Source organism: Shewanella halotolerans, from assembly GCF_019457535.1.
Classification (GTDB): Bacteria; Pseudomonadota; Gammaproteobacteria; order Enterobacterales; family Shewanellaceae; genus Shewanella; species Shewanella halotolerans.
Window position 1 is genome coordinate 2,418,292 of sequence record NZ_CP080417.1, and the last position, 19,314, is coordinate 2,437,605.

Here is a 19,314-nt window from a genome sequence, read left to right on the forward strand (position 1 = left end):
ACTTCTTTTTGTCCTATTAAATGAACCGTGAAAGTGGCTCTTACAAGGGTAAATGCAGGATCCGTGGTGGTCGCCACAGAATACGCACAGTCATATTTATGGCGATGATGTCAGCCATACAGTGCAATCCTGTTTTTAAGGGCTATTACCAGCGTCTCAAAGCGGCTGGCAAACTGCCGAAAGTAGCACTGATCGCCTGCATGCGAAAGCTCATCGTGATCTTGAATACCATGCTTAAGAGCAAGGAGCTGTGGTGCGTAAAAAACGGATAAATATATTGACTAAACACCACAGTCACTTGTTATGTTTATTTTACCAACTGCTGCAAAACTTCATTTTTTAGCCAAACTTTAGCCCTAATGACGATTTCTAGTTTGTCATTACCTATTTGTAGATCGTCTAGTGTCTTAGGGTGAGTGATTTGGTCTCTAATCTTGTTTGCAGCTAGAAAATTGTCCCACTCAACACCTTGAAACCCCAAGCTCTTAGGATTTACTCCACGAGCTTTAGCAATACTTTTACACGAGAATTTTAGAGTTTCTTTGAATCCTAGGAACTGCGGCTTTTTTGTGAGAGTTTGCCTAATGCGATCAAATTTAACTTCTTTTAGCTTGGCTTGTTCAGCTAGGTCAAATAGCTCTTCGAAGTTTTCATGCTCCAATGCTTCTTGCCTAAATGCAAAAAAGGAAGCCCTCGACGGTAGAGAAAAACGTTCTGATATAGGCACTTTCAAGAGCAGAGTTACCTCGATTTTCAAACAGGAACTTGCCCAATTCTTCTAAATCCGCATCTAGTTTTTCTACTAGATTGATGTAATCCGTCAAAACAACCTCCATAAACATAACGCCGCCAGCAGCGGCGACCAATACGTAAGTTACTTTGTGTTAGTTTGGCGTGGAGCGACAACACAAAGCAACCGGAGTGTTGGGCGTCCCAGCCACGCGTGTCTTCGCGTGGCTAATGCTGACAGGCCTTGTTATTTGCAGACTACTCAACCGTTAGGTTTTTCCTGCTTTTTATAGACAAAAGGTAACCAACCTTTAAGTGAAAATGCAGCAAAAACTATTAGTGAAATAGGTAGAGGCCACCAACCAAATAACTCTAGCATTCTATCTGCGGTCTCAGGGCCCGATAGAGTGCCGTCATTCAAATAATAAGCAAGAAATCCTGCTATGAATAAACCTGAGAACAGAAAAATCACAAGGTAAAGAAAGTAAAGTATTCGTCGTATGAACCACATGCTATTTCCATTTGCATATAACGCTAAGCACACGGGCGGAAAAACGCGATAGCGTTTGACGTCACAGCAGTCGCAGGCTGCGAGTGATGCGCCTTGTTACGTGTTTTTAACCAAACCATCTACTACCTCTGATGCCTCTTTTAAACCAGCACCTGTAATTTTGCGATACAGCTTGATTGCTTTTAACCTATGACCAGCTTTTACCGCAGAATGAACTTCAATCGGAACTAGGGGGCTATCGTCAAATTCAATACCCGTATGTTTGATAAGAGCGTCTACTTTAACTTCCAGAAAGCGAATTCTTTTCCGGTAAGTATCAAGTTGCGTATTAACAATCAGGTATAGCGCGACCAAGGACGGAAATAAAACTCCTAATAATTCAGCCAATCTGTCTACTCCTTAAAACACATAACAACTTATTAGTGAGACCTTGCAAGGTACGCTACCTTGTAAGGTAGGAGACCAAGCATGTAAATAAGTGAGGTCAGAGTAATCTTCTAAAGGAGGTGATTGGCGCATGTGGTTGGCTTTTTCATTCCCTGAATGGCGTAGTCGATGTTTGATTCGAGTTGGCCTAGCTCTGTCCTTAATTGGTGATAATTTAATCTATCTTGTCGGGGCTATACAACATGCCAGGTCACATTTAATCAAAGATTTCTCTCTAAAAGAATCTATTCAAACCAGATCAGTTCCAATCGAAGAAGCGTTGAGATACGGGTGTAAGCACACTTTTGGCTCTCGGCGGCATGGCCAAATATGTTCCCTACATCTTTTGGCATTCCCTACATCCATGTAGGTCAGTGCCGCCGTAAAGCCTCCAGGGATAACTCTCTTTGACAAAAAGTCGGCGTGCCAAAAGAGTGCTTGCACATTCCCCCGCCGGGCAGGCGTTAGGTTGCCATGAAGGTACGACCTTCAATCATTTCCCAACAAACATTCGGCAAACACTACAAGCTGAAAATCGAGAATCCTCGAACACCAGATAACGCCAAATCGAAGAGACGTTAGATATCGAGTGTAGATACACTTGTGAGCTTCCGTGACAGGGATGTCACGGTAGAGCCTACAGGGAGCGTACTTGCGGCGTCTCACAAGGGTATCTGCACAACCCTCGCCGGGCAGGCGTTAGGTTGCCATGAAGGTACGACCTTCAAACATTTCCCAACAAGCAATCGGGCAAACACCACAAGCTGAAAATCGAGAATCCTCGAACACCAAAAGAACAAAACCACCAGCCACAAAAAAGCCCTCACTCTGAGGGCTCTCGTTAAATCCTATTTCTTACCTGGCCGACTTTCGGCCCAGGGATTAAAGGCTGGCTTTTGTTCAGTTTTACGCTCCGAGCTTTGATCTTTCCCACCGCGATCACCAGGCGCTGCTGATTTAGCTTTAGCAGGCCGGGCCTTCTTATCGGCGGCGTTACCTTTATAGGGCGATGCCTTTTCATGAGACTTAGACTGTCCTTTAGGCTTGCCTTCTCCACGCTTGTCCTTAGCTAGGTTCACGCCCTTCTTACCAAGACTAGCCGCTGCTTCGTCTCCCTTCTCACCCTGCGTCTGCTCACGCTTTGCTTTAGGCACATAGTTGAGGATAGAGATAGGTACAGGCTTTCTCGGCGCGAAACCTTCTATCTCTCGGCGCTCAAGTAGATGATCAAGGCGGCTCTCGATCATGCAGAGGTTCTTAAAATCATCCTTAGACACCAGGGAGATCGCCTCCCCTTTGGCACCTGCTCGACCAGTACGCCCGATACGATGCACATATTCGTCGGCCGGAAACGGCAGGTCGTAGTTGATCACCAGCGGCAGGTTATCGATATCGATCCCGCGCGCCGAGATGCCGGTGGAGATAAGGTAAGCAATCTTACCCGCCTTAAAGTCCGCCAGGATCTGCTCACGTACCGCCTGAGTCCGGCCGCTGTGAATACACTCGGCCTCAATGCCCCGCTTCTCCAGCTGACTCACCAATTTAGCGGCACCATGTTTGGTCTCGATAAAAATAAGCGCCTGGGGCCAGGCATTATCTTTAATCAGCTGACTGAGCAGCGCCGACTTCTTATCCTTATCGACCGTGGTGATCCACTGCTCGATATCCGGCTGGCTATCTTGATTCTTAGTGACCGACAGATGGATCGCCTTAGGCACCGCCTGTTTTGCCAGCTCTCGCACCGGGCGAGACAGGGTGGCGGAGAACAGCAGGTTTTGCCTCTCCTCTGGCAAAGTATCTAAGATCTTGGTGATATCCTCGATAAAACCCATATCGAGCATGCGATCGGCTTCATCAAGCACCAGGAGTTCCACCTCGTCGAAGCGGATCGCTCTCTGGGTGTAGAGATCCCGCAGACGCCCCGGGGTGGCCACCACGATATCGACGCCCTCGATCAACTGCTGCTTCTGCGCCTGCACGTCGACGCCGCCATAAACGGCCATGGATACCAGCCCTAAGCCTTTACCATATTCGCCAATGCGCTCGTTTACCTGTAGCACTAGCTCGCGTGTCGGCGCCAAGATGATTGCCCGCGCCCGCTTCTTGCGCTGTGTCTGCCCCTGCATCAGGGTCGTGAGCATAGGCAACACGAAAGTCGCCGTCTTACCACTGCCGGTTTGCGCCGCCGCGATCAGGTTCTTACCCTTGAGCGCCAGGGGAATGGCTTCTTGCTGAATAGGCGTTGGCTGGCTGTAGCCAAGTTGCTCAAGGTTAGTGAGCACAGCGTTTGGCAGGCCAAGGTTTGCAAAGGTCATGGATTCTCTCTCAGGGTCGCAAGGGCAAAAATCGTCAGCCAATCGAGCGGCTGGTATTTGAGGCGCGCTAGTATAACAGAGCCGTTTGCTAAGACTAGCCCAGTTTACCCAAAGTAAACCAATAATATAGGAAGCTTTAGTGATCTGGCTTATATAGCCTTTAAGCCACTCAGCCACTCAGCCAATCAGCCAATCAGCCAATCAGCCAATCACTGTTAGCTATCTCTACCAGCTACCACAGCCCGCTTTTTGCTGGGCCTGGTCACCTATCCGATTTCATTATGGAAACTAACTTAACCTATCGCGCGTATCGAGTCACTATGGCCTTAACGATGTGTTAGCCGCCTAAGCAGCCACAGATAAAGCACTACTAGCACTCATAGATGGCCCAGTTAAGGATGACGTTAAAACTGGCCTGTGACGCGATAAACATCAGCGATAAAAGGAGCGATTATGAAAACACTATACACACTTGCCGCGATCTTACTGTTAAGCGCCTGTGCGAGCAGCGATCCTGGCTCGACCCACACCATACACAACACAGGTGGCTTTTGTGACTTTCACTGTCAGCGCCTCGAAGATGAACTGATCCGCCGAGACATTGAAGATCGCATCATAGAACGCGAAATCGACAGGGAGATCATCGACGAGCTGACGCCGCCAGACGATATCCCGGCAGAGCTTTATTAAGACGCAGCGCTGAACTGCGAGCTCAGGATAAGGCCAAGCCAAGGCCTTTCCATACTGTCTTGGTCACATTTTCATACAAAAGAAACAGTTTAGAGAAAGGTAAATTAGCCCGTCAGCGGCGTTATGGGTAATAATGAAGGGATGAACCAAGGCTCGGCAACTAAGAATCCACGCAGTAAGGAATCAACGCAGTAAGTTTCACCCTTACAGCGTCATTAGCTGTCGAGTGCGGTTCACATAGCTAGTTTATAGCGCTTATTTAGCTAGAAGCGCAGCAGTTAGGATCTCGCCAGAGAGGCTGCGCCGGTATTGAAATCCCTCTGGCAGTGCAAAGGATTGACTATGGATGCCCCCAATTTTACCCAAACGGCCGCGCACGAACTTCACGATACCTTGCCCATCTGGCGCGAACTGATCTTCAAGCGCCTGTTTGGACTGCTTGCCATCTTATGTGTGCCCGTCTACATCACCAGTGTCTACCTCTGCATCCAAATGGGTCTGGTCGGCATGGCCGCCTTCGATACCTTGGCCTATCTGTTACTGCTCTACATCTTACTAGCGAGAGAATTGAGGCAAACGCTACGCTACTGCATAGGCTGTTTGATGTTCTTCGCCATCGGCGTGGCCTTCCTCATCACCATAGGCCCAACGGGCGCCGGGTTCTTCTGGCTGTTTATCTTCCCCCCGCTCACCAGCATATTAATTGGCAAACGCGCCAGCCTCTGTGCCCAGCTGCTTAACGCTGCGGCCCTGCTAGCCATAGGCTTGGTCTATCATACACAAGGCTTTCAATGGCCAGAGACCCAGGGCTATAGCAGCTTCATCTGGTTTGTGGTGGCGATAAACTTCATTGTTACCAATGCCATAGTCACTCAATCCGCCGCCTTCCTGCTGGGTAAACTGACCCAGTCGCTGCGATCGACCATAGCATCGCGGCGCGCAACCGTGATGGGACTGGCAAAACTGGCCGAATACCGGGACAACGAGACCGGCGCGCACCTGATCCGTATGCAGCACTACGCCAAGATGCTGGCCACCCAGCGACAAACCGACATTGATGCCCCGGCAGAGTTAACCGACGATTTTATTCAGGAGATCACCCTCTCTTCGATTTTGCATGATATCGGCAAGGTGGGGATCGCCGATGCCATATTGCTCAAGCCCGGACGGCTGACAGCGGAGGAGTTTGAGCAGATCAAGGCGCACCCGGTTATCGGCGCTCAGGTATTGGCGAGTCTACTTAGTTACGCGCCAGAATGCCCTTACATAAAAATGGGGCGTGATATCGCCAGTGGGCACCATGAGTGGTGGGACGGCAGCGGCTATCCGGCCGGGCTTAAAGGGGAAGCAATTCCCCTCTCGGCCCGTATCGTCGCCCTGGTGGATGTGTATGACGCCCTGACCTCGCCGCGCTGCTACAAACGCCCCTTTAGTCATCAAGAGGCGCTGGAATTAATCCATCAGGATAAGGGCACCCATTTCGACCCTAAGCTGGTCGAGAGCTTTATCGCCATCAATCACAGGTTCGAACTGCTATCGAAGGCGTCTTTGTTCGAGCGGCCATCCAAACAGCCACTCAGGGGCCAGGTCGCCCTCGTGAGCGAATCGGAGCTAGAAACCAGCCAGTAGCCTACTGATATTTGCGACCTCCATGGCTTAACCATCCCGCCGGGTGACGCCCCCTTGGGTCATGGTGTGTCCAGTGGATCACCCCGCCGCGAGCATTCCACTCATATTCACCGAAGAAACCCACACTGTCACCGACCTTGAGATCGGCAATGCGCGGCGCCAGATCGATATTGTGGGCCACCAGCAGCGTCTGACCACTGGCCAGGCGCAAAATAAAACGCTGATGACGACTGCCCTTGGTATCATCACTGAGCAGGCGAATCACCTCGCCTTCCCCCTGGATCTGAACGCCACTCTGCCTTTGCTCAAACGCCTGGCCCAGCAAGCCGTCATCGGCCAGGAGTGGCAAACTAACGGCGAACGACAAGATGATGAGTAACAGCCCACGGTAGAACCTATTCATAGCCTGATTTCCTTAACTTACATGGTTGAATGCTTGTTCGGCAAAAGCCTCAAGGGACATTTCAGGTTACTTGGACTGACCACTCGGACCAAGTGCTTTAGCCCGAGAGCTTTAGATCAACTGCTCTAGCCCGAGCATTAGAGCAAGGGCTTTCGAGACTGAGCATTTAAGACCGTGCATTTGAGACAGTCATTTGAGACAGTCAATTGAGACAGAGTCTTTGTGACAGAGAGCTTTAGACTAAACAATTGAAATAAGCTTATTGCTGTTCGCTCTCTATGAGGTGACGAGGCATCACCTTTGAGGTCAACAAGGCCTTTACGGGCAGATGCTCAGGGTTATCGTCACTGGCAAGATAACGGACCTTAGGCATCTTATTTAGTCTTGCTTGGGTCATCCAACCTTCGGGGCTGGAACTTACCAGAGTCTTACTAACCTCATTGCCCTCACTATCTATGACCACATGATAACTAAACTGGCCCATCCCTTTGGGAATCCACTTAGGGCGGGACTTCAGCATCACAGTTTTTTTCGACTTGGGCTGCCAATAATCACTTAGGTTGTCCCCGCTCACCTCAAGCAGATTGGCTGCCAATAAGGAGTTATTGACCGAATCCGAGTTACCGGGAGTGTTTTGGGTGGAACTGCAAGCAGTTGATGCGAGTGTCAGCAGGACACCAGCAAACAATTTTTTAGACATTTATCTTCCTTGAACAATGAATTAATTAAAGATTCGTCTCAACGAAACGCTTAGCGAGTCACACTATCACAATAGCGCTTGAACAGAAAATAGCGGGCGGGACTGGCATCAAACGCAGGGATCTCCCCCGCAATGCTAAAGCCAAGTTTTTGGTAAAAATCCGGCGCCTGAAAATCTAAGGTATCCACCTGAGCCTGCTGGCAACCGCGGCTAATTGCCACGCGCTCCGCCTCTAGCATCAAGTCGCGTCCAAGCCCCGCGCCGCGGGCCGATTCATCCACCCAGACCACATGGATGAGGAAGTTTTTATAGATGATGCGACCATAGACGCCGCCAATCAGCTTACCGGTTTTGTCGTGGGCCAATACAGTCAGGGGCGCAGACGCCTCCTTGCCCATCTTGTCGAAGTTGTACTGGCGCACACCATCGACCAAGGCATCGACCAGTTCACTGTTTTCACCCTCAAGTTGGCTGACTGTGATACCTAGCGTAGATACCAACTCCTGTTTATCTGTCTCTGGTTTTTCTGTCTGTGGTTTAACTACATCATCTAGTTTCTCTATCTCTGGTTTCTCAATCACGGGATCTCCTTTCATCTGCATCTGCTCTATTCGTTATTATTTTTAATTTGTTGCTGCAATTACTCTAGTTGCATGACTTGCTGCATTAGCGCCAGGGTCATCTCGCCTGCGGAGATCTTTTTGCAGCTGCCGACATTTTGCCCGCACCAGAGGGGCGAGAAATCACTCATGCCGCGGGCCTCACTCGCCTTGCGTAGCTGCGCCATAAGGTTAGTCGCATAGGGAAAGGCCGGGGCCGAGTCGTTTATTGCCCCAAGCTCTGACATGGCGCGGTTAACCAGGCCCCTTGCCGGTCTACCCGAGAAGAGATTAGTGAGCGCAGTATAGCCTTCAGCCCTAGTCGTACTCCCTTGAATAGTAGCCGCATGCTCGATGGCCGCTCTATGCAGGCTTGAGGTATTGGCTTCATCACACAAGAGATAGGCGCTGCCTACCTGCACGGCGCAGGCCCCCATTGCCAAGGCGGCTTGTACTGCGTGCCCATCGCCTATACCACCGGCGGCGATCAGCGGCGCATCGACTCGCGAGGCGATCTCAGTCAGCAGGGGTTCCAATTCCACCTGAGTGCTCACATCGTCACTGAGAAACATGCCGCGATGACCACCCGCCTCGACGCCCTGAACGATAATGCCATCCACGCCTCGCGCCGCCAGATACTCGGCCTCGGCTACTGTGGTGGCACTTGAGATCACCTTGCTTCCCCAGGATCTTACCCTCTCGAGCAGTTCCTCTTGTGGCAGGCCGAAATGAAAGCTAGTCACCTCGGGCTTAAAGGCTTCTATCGCATCTGCGATCTCATGATTAAAAGGCATACGACTCGCGCCGCCTTGGCCGAGATCGGCCGCTATCTTAAGTTCATCAAAATATGGCGCTAATAGCTCATGCCAGCGCGCTTGGGGTCGATTGTCGAACGGCGGCATCTCATGGCAGAAGAAATTAAGGTTTAGTGGCGCGCTGGTTGCCGCCCGAAAACGTTTAACCTCATCGATTACCTGCGCCGGACTCAACATGCCGCAGGGGATTGACCCAAGCCCACCGGCGTTGGCCACGGCGATGGCGAGTTTACTGTCTTGCACCCCGGCCATCGGCGCCTGAATAATTGGTAGCTCTGTACCCAGTAACGCCTTAACGTTTTTGCTATTCATGCCCCATCCTTAGTGAATCGACTCGAGCTTCATGTTCTGAGTGATCTCGGTGCTTTGCTTACTGCTATCAACTAATAACTAATACCTAGTAACTAATAACTGGCTCCTGAGAAACTACCTGCCGGGCTCGTGACCCTCATACCAAGGTAACTTGGCATCCATCTCCTCCCAATTAGCCTTGGAGGTGACGAAGTTATGAGATATGGGGCGTTCGCTGATTGGCGAGTCCAATATGCCTAGTCTGAGGCGAATACGCTTACTATCCTGATCGTTGGCGCTGTAGATGGGTGACGCGCAGCGACGGCAAAAATAGCGTCGCTTTCCAGGAGCAAACTCAAAACTTGTGAGGAAATCGGCCTTATCCGATAGATTGAAGTCCACCAATTCGACGAAACCATTGGTGGCAAATGCCGTTCCGCTAGATTTACGACACAGGGAACAGTGGCAATGAATGATATTACTTATGGGTCCGCTGATGGCGACTTTAATGCCACCGCATAGACAACTTCCTTGATACATGGCTTTCCTGATCCGGCTGTAAGTGACAACGAAAAATAACTGCAATAAAAGACGATGAAAAAGCTGCTGCGATAAATCGACTGCACAATTGTAATCGGGCCCTATGCTGCCACAACTTGCGAAGTCAGATCAGCATAAATCTCTGCGCTAACCCCCTAAATTCCGTAACTAAATGTGGCAAAGCGCTGAATTTATCTTTTGCTATTGTTTTTGCAAGTACTGACTGCCCAACCTTTTCACACACTTATGCCCTGCAAACCGAGCACTGAATAATAAGTGACTGAGGCCGCCCTCATTCAGGGATCATCCCCGCTGTCACTTGCTGGCTTATCGCGGAGATTGCCGCGAACTAACAGCCGGGCAGGTGAATACGTATGCAGCGCATTGCTCCCCTCGCGCCTTCCCTTCTAACATGGCTAACAATCATGGCTATCACTAATGACTATCAGTAATGACAAGCAATCTTGCCTACAGCCATGACGAGCAATAACCCTAACCCTAAAAACGACAATAAAAAGGTACACGGAATGTCTTGCACCTCGACTCACTTAACAAGCCGCCAAGCGAGCCCCCAATCCAGGTCCCAGCCCAGATCCCAGTCCAGATCGCCGTTTCGTCCCACGACCACCCTATCGGCACTCACCCTCGCCATAGCAGCAACCGGCATCATGCTACCAAGCACTGGCCTGGCCAAGACAATCTCTCTGACCTCGCCTGACAAGCAGATAGTGGTCAGCCTGAGCGATGATGATCAAACGCCGCGCTACAGCGTCAGCTTCCATGGCAAGAAGGTGATCGAACCCTCCAAGCTTGGAATGGTATTTGAGTCTCTTGGGGAGTTTGGCACTGACTTTAGCATTCAAGAGGTCAAGCGCAGCCAGGCCGATGAGCGCTGGCAACAGCCTTGGGGCGAACGTGAATGGGTTGTCGATAAACACAATGGCCTGACAGCCACCCTGAGTAACGGTCAATACCGCTTTGACGTCGAGTTTAAGGTGTTCGATGATGGCATCGGCTTTCGCTACCAAGTGCCTAAGCAAGGCGATTTAGATAAGCTCAACATCACTTCGGAGCTCACCGAATTTACCCTGCCACAACCGGAGAAAGTCACCACCTGGTGGATCCCGGCACGTGGCTGGAACCGCTACGAGTATCTATATCAGAAGACACCGCTCAAACAGGTCGATAGGGTTCATACCCCCTTCACCTTCACACTGGGCGATGGGGTGCACATGAGCATCCACGAGGCGGCGCTGGTGGACTACGCTGCCATGACGCTGGATCAGCGCAGAGACAGCACCCTGCGCGCCGATCTCACCCCTTGGTCAGATGGCATGCGCGTCAAGACCCTGGCGGGCTTTAGCACACCCTGGCGCACCATACAGATCGCCGACAAAGCTACCGGCCTGCTGAACTCAGATCTTATCCTCAATCTCAACGAACCAAATAAGCTTGGGGATGTGGATTGGGTCGAACCCGGTAAATATGTGGGGATCTGGTGGGGCATGCACCTCAACGAGAACACCTGGGGCTCTGGCGACAAACACGGCGCCACAACCTCCGAGACCAAACGCTACATGGATTTTGCCGCCGAGAACGGCTTCGCCGGCGTATTGGTAGAAGGCTGGAACATAGGTTGGGATGGTAGCTGGTTCCACAACGGCGACGTATTCAGCTTCACCCAGGCCTACCCAGACTTCGATCTCCCCGAGATCTCTGCCTATGGTGCCAGCAAGGGCGTTCACCTAATAGGTCATCACGAGACCTCTGGCTCGGTCACCAACTATCGCAAGCAGATGAGCGATGCCTATGATCTCTATCAGAAATATGGCGTCACTCAGGTGAAGACCGGCTATGTGGCCGATGGCGGTGATATCAAGCGGGTCGACGAGCAAGGCATAGTGCGCCACGAATGGCATGATGGCCAGTTTATGGTCAACGAATACCTGCATAGCGTCACCGAGGCGGCCAAGCGCCACATCAGCATCAATACCCATGAGCCGATTAAAGATACCGGCCTGCGCCGCACCTATCCTAACTGGATCGCCCGCGAAGGCGCCCGTGGTCAGGAGTTTAACGCCTGGGGCACGCCACCTAACAACCCGTCGCACACCACCACCCTGGCCTACACCCGCATGTTGGCAGGCCCCATGGACTTCACCCCGGGGATCTTCGACCTGGCCCCCAAAGGCCTGGATGCAGTTAACCGGGTGCAGACCACGCTGACCAAGCAGTTGGCCCTCTATGTAGTGCTCTACAGCCCGATCCAGATGGCCGCCGATCTGCCCCGCAACTACAAGCAGCATCCCGATGCCTTTAAGTTTATTCAGGATGTGCCCACCGACTGGGCCCAGAGTATCGCCCTGGCCGGTGAGGTAGGTGAATATGTGGCCTTTGCCCGCCAGGAGCGTGGCGGCAAGAGTCAAGGCAAGGATTGGTACTTGGGCGCGATCACCGACGATGATGCCCGTGAGATCGACATCAAGCTCAATTTCCTCGACCCGGCACTCAGTTATGAGGCGCAGATCTACCGAGACGGTGACAAGGCCGATTGGCGCACCAATCCCTATGACTATGTGATTGAGACCAAAAAGGTGAATAGCAAGCAGCAGTTGATGTTAAAACTTGCCAGCAGTGGCGGCGTCGCCATTCGCTTCAAGGCGCTCTAGGGCTCAGGTGTAGCACTAGCGATCTAGCGCTTAAACCACTTTAGAGGGTGCAAGTCTGTTTAGGCAGGCTTGCATCCTCTTCTTATTCTGGCAATGCCCTTCGCCCTCTCCTGCGTTGTCTGCCAAATCGGGCCAAGGCCTATCATCTGCAACATTTGTTTACCTTTTTCCGGCGATTCCCCCCACATTTCTACGACTAAAGCCGCGATCCCTCATCCAAGCGCTAGCGTTATTCTGCTAAGGTGGTTTGTGCACTCCTAGCCCACTCAGAGCGAGCCAACGTTGGTCGCTTTCAAGCTAGCCTAGCTGAGCGCATAACCAGTTCAACGCAGAACAAGTTAAGTCCATAGAAAGCATCGAAAAATAACAAGAATGAAGAGCAGAACATGACAATCAAGGCATCTATCGGGAAGACCCTAGTATTCACGGCTGTCTGTGCTGGCACCGCCCAGGCAGCCCCTCCGGCCACACCACTGCATCATGCAGGAAGCAGCCATACACTATTACGCCAAAGCGCTGTTAACCAGAGCGCACGAAACCAAAACGCACTTAACCAGAGCGCACTGGGCCAGAGTCCTTACACGGCACCCTCCCAGGAAGATCTGCGCCTGTATGAGATTGCCGGTGCGCCGCAACCTGCACGCATACAGCAAGATATACAAACCTTAGTGAATTTTGGCACCCGCCATACCCTATCAAGCCAAACGGATAAAGAGCGCGGCATAGGCGCGGCCAGAAACTGGATCAAGGCCGAGTTTGAACGCATCTCCGCCGCCTGCGATCACTGCCTTGAGGTGATAGAGGTTGGCGACACAGTATCAGGCAAGCGCATTCCCGAGCCGACACGTGTGGTGAATATCATCGCCATTCAACGTGGCACCTTAGATCCCAACCGCGTGGTGATGATGAGCGGCGATATCGACTCTCGGGTCAGCGACGTGATGGACGCAACCTCCTTTTCACCCGGCGCCAACGATAACGCCTCGGGGGTCGCCGGTGCCCTGGAGGCCGCTCGCGTCCTCAGCCAGTATCAGTTTGGTGGCACCATAGTCTACGCGGCGCTATCGGGCGAAGAGCAAGGCCTGTATGGCGGCGCTGGCCTGGCCGACTTTGCCAAGAAGCAGGGCTGGCAGGTCGAGGCCGTGCTCAACAACGACATGATAGGTAACATCGAGGGGATCAACGGTGTGGTGAGCAACCATACAGTACGGGTGTTCTCAGAGGGCGTGCGTATCGCAGAAACCCAAGCAGAAGCCAAGGAGCGTTACTTCAGCGGCGGCGAGAACGACTCCGCCTCGCGTAACCTTGCCCGTCATATCAAGGAGCTGGCCGATCAGTACATGACTAACCTGGATGTGCAGCTCATCTATCGACTCGATCGCTTCGGTCGCGGCGGCCATCACCTGCCCTTTAACAAGGCGGGCTTCCCAGCGGTGCGCGTGATGGAAACCAACGAGAACTACAACCGCCAGCATCAGGACATACGCACGGAGAACGGCATCGCCTATGGCGACGTGATTGAGGGAGTAGATGAAGCCTTCGCCGCCAAGCTCACCGCCCTCAACGCTATCAGCCTGGCGTCTATGGCCTGGGCACCCGCGCCGCCAACACAGGTAAGCATCTCGGGACAGGTATCGGCCGATACCCAGCTTAGCTGGCAGGCGGATGCCACCGCCGAAGTCGCCGGTTATCGTATCTATTGGCGCAAGACGACAGAGGCAGAATGGAGCCATAGCCGTTATGTGGGCAAGGTAAACAGTTTCACCCTGAGCAACATGGTGATCGACAACTACCTGTACGGCGTTGCCGCCGTGGGCTTTAACGGTAACACCAGCCCAGTGGTGTTCCCCGGCGCGGCAGGTGCCTTCTTCCGCCCGGCAAGCGATGCAGAGTCAAATGCGGCAAAATCGAACTAATGAATTTGTAAAATGCATTCGTAAACTGAATGCGTGAAATGGATTCGCCAAAGGCTGAAAATAATGCATCTAAAATTTTGAGCCTATTTTAAACTAAGCTAAAAATAGGTCGCGAACGCGGCCTGTTTTTATCCAATAAAAATTGACAGACCAAAGCTTAAACCAATTAATATTCTGGGATTTAAAGGGGCTCGCCAGTTCAGTCAATTGGACAAAAACTGCACTTACACCTAAAAGCAAAAATTTTCAACGCAAATTTGATTTTTACTTTATTGAGCACCAAGAATAGGTTAGAACGCCTAATCTTGCTAGCTTTTCTCAAGGCCGTTTTCTCCTGCTTTTTGCGTCATTATCGATACGAGTTAGCCCTTGTTGTCCATTGTTACAAACCCCAACCTATGTATAGCGGTTGGCTTGCCACAGACTGTTTAACCAGCTGTTTTTAAATGGGTATTCTTAGTCAGACCCAGGCATCACCAGGTTAACAACAGGCTACGTAAAGGTTAATGCCTGATGATGAATACGTATGTAATCAGTTGTCGGTCGTTTCGGCTCAGGGTTAACATGCCTTGGTGTTTAATTTCATGTGTAACTTCCTATGAAATTGGCCAGGTCGACGCTCACCTCATCAGGCACTGAAGGCATGAGAGGTGGGCGCTAGAGTCTCTATCTACTCATCAAGGCTTAAACCCAGTGAATAAGCCTAGAGAAGTAGAACCCTAGCTTTTGGCGAATACCCGTTTGAGGGAAGCGTGTATTCGCCTCTTTTTTCACTCGACCGACTTCCATAAAATACAGATTGCACGCCCTTAGGCGCTGTGCAGATCAATAATGAATAATAAAGAGAAGCATCGGATGTCACAAAACACCCTATCAGCCCAAGGCACGCCCACCGTTAAACCTGCACTCAGCTTCTGGCAGATCTTCAACATGTGTTTCGGTTTCCTGGGGATCCAGTTTGGCTTCGCGCTGCAAAATGCCAACGTCAGCCGTATCTTTCAGACGCTCGGTGCGGCGATTGATGACATCCCTATTCTCTGGATAGCCGCGCCGCTCACAGGCCTGCTGGTGCAGCCGATCATCGGCTATATGAGTGACAACACCTGGGGCCGCCTGGGCCGTCGCCGCCCTTACTTTCTGATCGGCGCCATCTTCACCACACTAGCCATCTTCATCATGCCCCACTCGCCCGTACTCTGGGTCGCTGCGGGCATGCTGTGGATCATGGACGCGTCCATCAACATAGCCATGGAGCCGTTTCGCGCCTTCGTGGGCGACAACCTGCCCAGCAAACAACGTCCCCTTGGCTACGCCATGCAGAGTTTCTTCATCGGCATCGGCGCCGTGGTGGCCTCGGCCCTGCCTTACCTGCTGACCAACTACTTCGATGTGGCTAACACGGCGCCCGAGGGTGAGATCGCCGATTCGGTGCGTTACGCCTTCTATTTCGGCGGCGCCGTGCTGCTGTTAGCCGTCAGCTGGACAGTGTTTACCACCAAAGAGTACTCGCCCGAGGAGTTGGCCCGCTTCGAACAGGAAACCGGCGAGCAGGTCACGCTGCACCACGATCGCAGCTGGCAGGCCTATCAGAAAGGCGCCATGCTCTGGAGCCTGGTGGGCGCCATCTTAACCGCCGTCATCTTCTTGCAGTCTCTCGACAAGCAGCTCTATCTGCTTGCCCTTGGGATCTTCGCCTTCGGCCCGCTGCAGTGGTTCTGCGCTAACACCCTGAAGCATATCAAGGGCGAAGAGCGCCACCAGCAAGGCATGGTGTTTAGCGTGGTCGATGCCCTGTTTCATATGCCAAAGGCTATGCGCCAGCTGGCAGTGGTGCAGTTTTTCTCCTGGTTCGCCCTCTTCTCTATGTGGATCTACACCACGGCGGCGGTAACGGATCATCACTATGGCACCCAGGATGTGCTGTCTAAGGCCTACAATGATGGCGCCGACTGGGTGGGCATGCTGTTCGCCTCTTACAACGGGTTTGCCGCCGTGGCCGCCATATTCATCCCTCTGCTCGCCATGGCGGTTGGCCTCAAGGTCACCCACCTGATCAACCTCTGCTGTGGCGGCATTGGTTTGATTAGCTTCTACTTTATTCAAGACCCAAACCTGTTATGGCTGCCCATGATAGGTGTGGGTATCGCCTGGGCTTCTATCCTTTCTATCCCCTATGCCCTGCTGTCCAACGCACTGCCCGCCGCCAAGATGGGGGTCTACATGGGGATCTTTAACTTCTTCATCGTGATCCCTCAGCTGCTGGCCGCCAGCGTGCTTGGCGTGCTGCTCAATGCCTTCTTCGATGGCAAGCCGATCTTTGCCCTGATCCTGGGTGGTAGCTTCATGATCCTGGCAGGGATAAGCGTGCTATTTGTCCGCAGTGAAGCGAGCAAAGCCGAGCGCTAATGCGTATGGCGTGAGGCTTGACCTTTCACAAACATACAGACTTAAACGACTTAACTGACTTAACCAGAATAGAAACATAATAAACGAGACCCTTAATATGACGTCTAAGCCAGTACCTTTTACGCGCACACTGATCGCCCTCTCCCTAGGCGCCCTGCTTAGCGCCTGTGGCGGCGCCAAGAGTGATATCGACGCCGCACCGGCACCAAGCGCCAGCGTATCTGAGACAATTACAGTTGCACCGGGCGCGCCCGGCGCTTCCCCTACCTGGGCCTTTTCCGGCAAGACAGGGATTGGCACCTCGTTCGAGCCCTATGTGACCAATGCGCAGGGTGCCGCTCAATACCTGAGCAGCCAGGCCAATCCCGTTAGCCGGGTATGGTTCTCTCTTGCGCAGGGGATCCTCACCGAGACCATGTATGGGCTTATCCATAACGCCCAGCTCAAAGAGGCGCAGTTCATCATCAGCGGCAATGGCTTCGTCGATACCGAGAAAGACAATACCGTCACCAGCATAGATTACCTGCATAAGGATGAAGCTGGGCGACCATTGTCCCTCGCCTACAAGGTGATAAACAAAGATATCGAGGGCAAATATCAGATAGAAAAGCACTTCTTTACCGATCCCGATAGCGACAGCCTGGTGATGCAGGTATTTTTTACCGCCTTCGAGCCGGGGATCACCCCCTATCTTTACGTCAATCCCCATATCGACAACAGCGGCGCCAACGATATCGCCAGCGTGAGCCAAGATGGCAACAGCCTCTACGCCTACACGGGCGATAAAGATTCCAGCGTGCTGACCGTGCGCGGTGACATTCCCTTTACAGCAAGTAGCGTGGGCTTTGTCGGCGAGTCTGATGGCCTGACCGATCTTAAGGCCAACGGCGAGCTGAACTGGCATTACGCCAGCACCAGCGCTGATAAGCAAAGCCTAGGTAATGTCGCCATGACGGCAGCGCTGCCTACTCTGGAAGTTGGCGATGCTAACCGTCCAAGTCTTAGCACTACCTTAGTGTTTGGCTTCGGCGCAGATAAGGCCAGCAGCGAGCAAAATGCCAAAGACACTCTTAAAGATGGTTATGACAAGGTGCTTGCCGCCTATAACGGTGAAGGTGATGCCATCGGCTGGCAGGACTATCTGCAGTCGCTCTCAAGTCTAAATGCCATGACGGCCAATACCGCCGATGAAGGTAAGCTACTCTATACCAGCGCCATGGTGCTCAAGGCCCAGGAAGATAAGACCCATGCAGGCGCCCTTATCGCCTCACTCTCTAATCCTTGGGGCGACAGCGTCTCGGCCGTCACCGGCTCGACAGGCTACAAGGCCGTCTGGCCAAGGGACTTCTATCAATGCGCCATGGCGTTTCTGGCCATGGGCGATACCCAAACCCCTAAGGTGGCCTTCGAGTATCTAAAGAAGGTTCAGGTTAAGGCTACGACACCCGGCTATAGCGGCGTGCCCGGCTGGTTCCTACAGAAGACCCATGTGGATGGTCAGATAGAATGGGTCGGCGTGCAGCTGGATCAGACCGCCATGCCTATCATGCTCGGTTGGAAACTCTGGCAGGCGGGCGTACTGAGCGATAATGAGATCGCCAGCTGGTATCAGACCATGTTGAAGCCAGCGGCCGATTTTTTGATAAGCGGCGGCGAGGTCAACCTCGACTGGAACCACACCCAGATCACACCGCTTAAGACACAGCAAGAACGCTGGGAAGAGCAGCAAGGCTACTCACCTTCTACCGCAGCGGCCGTCATCACGGGCCTTATTACCGCCAGCGATATCGCCAAGGAGGCAGGTGATTTAGACTCAAGCAAGAAATATCTCGCCAGTGCCAAATCAATGGCCGAAAAGCTCGACTCCTTGGTAGTGACCCAGCAAGGCCTGCTAAGCGCAGAGGATGGCACCAAGGCGCCTTACTATCTGCGCCTTGCGCCCAATGGTACACCGGACAGTGCAGATAAACTTGCCGACAACAATGGCCGAGCAGGCTTAGATCAGCGTGAGGTGTTAGACGGCGGCTTCCTGGAGCTGGTGCGTTACGGCGTGAAGAGCGCCAACGACAAGACCGTTAACGACACCCTCAAGCTTATCGATAACACGGCGCTCGAAGATAATCTCAGGGTCAGGTATGAGTTTACCGCCAAAGATGGCAGCACGTTCCCCGGCTTTAGACGCTACGGCAACGACGGCTATGGTGAAGATACGGCCACAGGCGCCAACTATGCCGAGAATGGCAGCAACACTCCTGGGCAACGCGGCAGAGTCTGGCCATTCTTCACCGGCGAGCGCGCCCACTTCGAGCTGGCCAAGGCGATCGCTGATGGCACGCTCAATGATGCAAGCAAGACGCAGCTGGTACAGACCTATGTCAAAGGGATGGAGGCTTTTGCCAACGAGGGACTGATGCTACCCGAGCAGGTTTGGGATGGTGTGGGCGACAAGACCCGCTTTAACTATCAGCTTGGCCAAGGCACTAACTCGGCCACCCCGCTTGCCTGGACCCACGCCGAATATGTGAAGATGGTGCGCTCCATCACAGAGGCTAAGGTGTGGGACCACTATGAGGATGTGGCCAAGGCCCTTAACAACTAAGCAAACATTAAGGCTCAGGCTTAACAATTAAATAGAAGCTATTTCCAAAGCCAGTCCACGCGACTGGCTTTTCTTT

General features: G+C 52.5%; 14 protein-coding genes and 1 pseudogene. 7 read left to right on the forward strand and 8 right to left on the reverse strand.

Annotation, left to right across the window (positions count from 1 at the left end; translation table 11 throughout):
• Positions 1-20: 20 nt before the first annotated feature.
• Positions 21-272: pseudogene (locus K0H81_RS10320) on the forward strand (transposase); the annotation flags it as partial.
• A gap of 35 nt (positions 273-307) precedes the next feature.
• On the opposite strand, the gene K0H81_RS10325 reads toward K0H81_RS10320, so the two are convergent.
• From K0H81_RS10325 to K0H81_RS10335, 3 genes are all read right to left on the reverse strand, one after another.
• The gene (locus K0H81_RS10325; protein ID WP_220058267.1) at positions 308-733 is read right to left on the reverse strand and encodes a hypothetical protein; all 426 of its coding nucleotides are present in this window, start codon (positions 731-733) and stop codon (positions 308-310) included.
• A 603-nt stretch (positions 734-1,336) separates the two neighbouring features.
• Positions 1,337-1,627, reverse strand: a complete 291-nt coding sequence (locus tag K0H81_RS10330) for a hypothetical protein (RefSeq protein ID WP_144199176.1) — start codon at positions 1,625-1,627, stop codon at positions 1,337-1,339.
• Positions 1,628-2,514: 887 nt separating this feature from the next.
• Entirely contained in the window at positions 2,515-3,981 is a 1,467-nt protein-coding gene (locus K0H81_RS10335; RefSeq protein WP_220058268.1) for a DEAD/DEAH box helicase, read from the reverse strand.
• 453 nt (positions 3,982-4,434) lie between these two features.
• Between K0H81_RS10335 and K0H81_RS10340 the strand changes: the two genes are divergently transcribed.
• The gene (locus tag K0H81_RS10340) at positions 4,435-4,671 is read left to right on the forward strand and encodes a hypothetical protein (RefSeq protein WP_144199173.1); all 237 of its coding nucleotides are present in this window, start codon (positions 4,435-4,437) and stop codon (positions 4,669-4,671) included.
• A gap of 342 nt (positions 4,672-5,013) precedes the next feature.
• Positions 5,014-6,300 (forward strand): HD-GYP domain-containing protein, encoded by a 1,287-nt coding sequence (locus tag K0H81_RS10345; RefSeq protein WP_220058269.1) that lies wholly within the window; start codon positions 5,014-5,016, stop codon positions 6,298-6,300.
• Between the two features lies 1 nt (position 6,301).
• Here K0H81_RS10345 and K0H81_RS10350 read toward each other — a convergent pair whose 3' ends face one another.
• The 5 genes from K0H81_RS10350 to K0H81_RS10370 all read right to left on the reverse strand — a co-directional run bounded on the left by K0H81_RS10350 (position 6,302) and on the right by K0H81_RS10370 (position 9,648).
• Positions 6,302-6,703, reverse strand: a complete 402-nt coding sequence (locus tag K0H81_RS10350) for a DUF3465 domain-containing protein (protein WP_220058270.1) — start codon at positions 6,701-6,703, stop codon at positions 6,302-6,304.
• Between the two features lie 259 nt (positions 6,704-6,962).
• Positions 6,963-7,403 carry a hypothetical protein gene (locus K0H81_RS10355; RefSeq protein ID WP_220058271.1) on the reverse strand — a complete coding sequence of 147 codons (441 nt, stop codon included), beginning with the start codon at positions 7,401-7,403 and terminating at the stop codon, positions 6,963-6,965.
• Between the two features lie 50 nt (positions 7,404-7,453).
• Positions 7,454-7,885 carry a GNAT family N-acetyltransferase gene (locus K0H81_RS10360; protein WP_258406456.1) on the reverse strand — a complete coding sequence of 144 codons (432 nt, stop codon included), beginning with the start codon at positions 7,883-7,885 and terminating at the stop codon, positions 7,454-7,456.
• A 158-nt stretch (positions 7,886-8,043) separates the two neighbouring features.
• Positions 8,044-9,129, reverse strand: coding sequence for an NAD(P)H-dependent flavin oxidoreductase (locus K0H81_RS10365; protein ID WP_220058273.1), 1,086 nt, complete (start codon positions 9,127-9,129; stop codon positions 8,044-8,046).
• A gap of 114 nt (positions 9,130-9,243) precedes the next feature.
• Complete coding sequence (locus tag K0H81_RS10370) at positions 9,244-9,648, reverse strand: GFA family protein (RefSeq protein WP_220058274.1); 405 nt, start codon at positions 9,646-9,648, stop codon at positions 9,244-9,246.
• A gap of 668 nt (positions 9,649-10,316) precedes the next feature.
• On the opposite strand from K0H81_RS10370, the gene K0H81_RS10375 reads away from it, so the two are divergent.
• The 4 genes from K0H81_RS10375 (at position 10,317) to K0H81_RS10390 (ending at position 19,238) form a co-directional block, all read left to right on the forward strand.
• Positions 10,317-12,317: a glycoside hydrolase family 97 protein gene (locus K0H81_RS10375; RefSeq protein ID WP_258406270.1), complete on the forward strand. Its 2,001-nt coding sequence runs from the start codon at positions 10,317-10,319 to the stop codon at positions 12,315-12,317.
• Between the two features lie 386 nt (positions 12,318-12,703).
• Positions 12,704-14,233 carry a M28 family metallopeptidase gene (locus K0H81_RS10380; RefSeq protein WP_220058276.1) on the forward strand — a complete coding sequence of 510 codons (1,530 nt, stop codon included), beginning with the start codon at positions 12,704-12,706 and terminating at the stop codon, positions 14,231-14,233.
• Between the two features lie 855 nt (positions 14,234-15,088).
• Positions 15,089-16,639, forward strand: a complete 1,551-nt coding sequence (locus K0H81_RS10385) for an MFS transporter (RefSeq protein WP_258406271.1) — start codon at positions 15,089-15,091, stop codon at positions 16,637-16,639.
• Between the two features lie 97 nt (positions 16,640-16,736).
• Positions 16,737-19,238 carry a glycoside hydrolase family 15 protein gene (locus tag K0H81_RS10390; protein ID WP_220058278.1) on the forward strand — a complete coding sequence of 834 codons (2,502 nt, stop codon included), beginning with the start codon at positions 16,737-16,739 and terminating at the stop codon, positions 19,236-19,238.
• Positions 19,239-19,314: the final 76 nt, after the last annotated feature.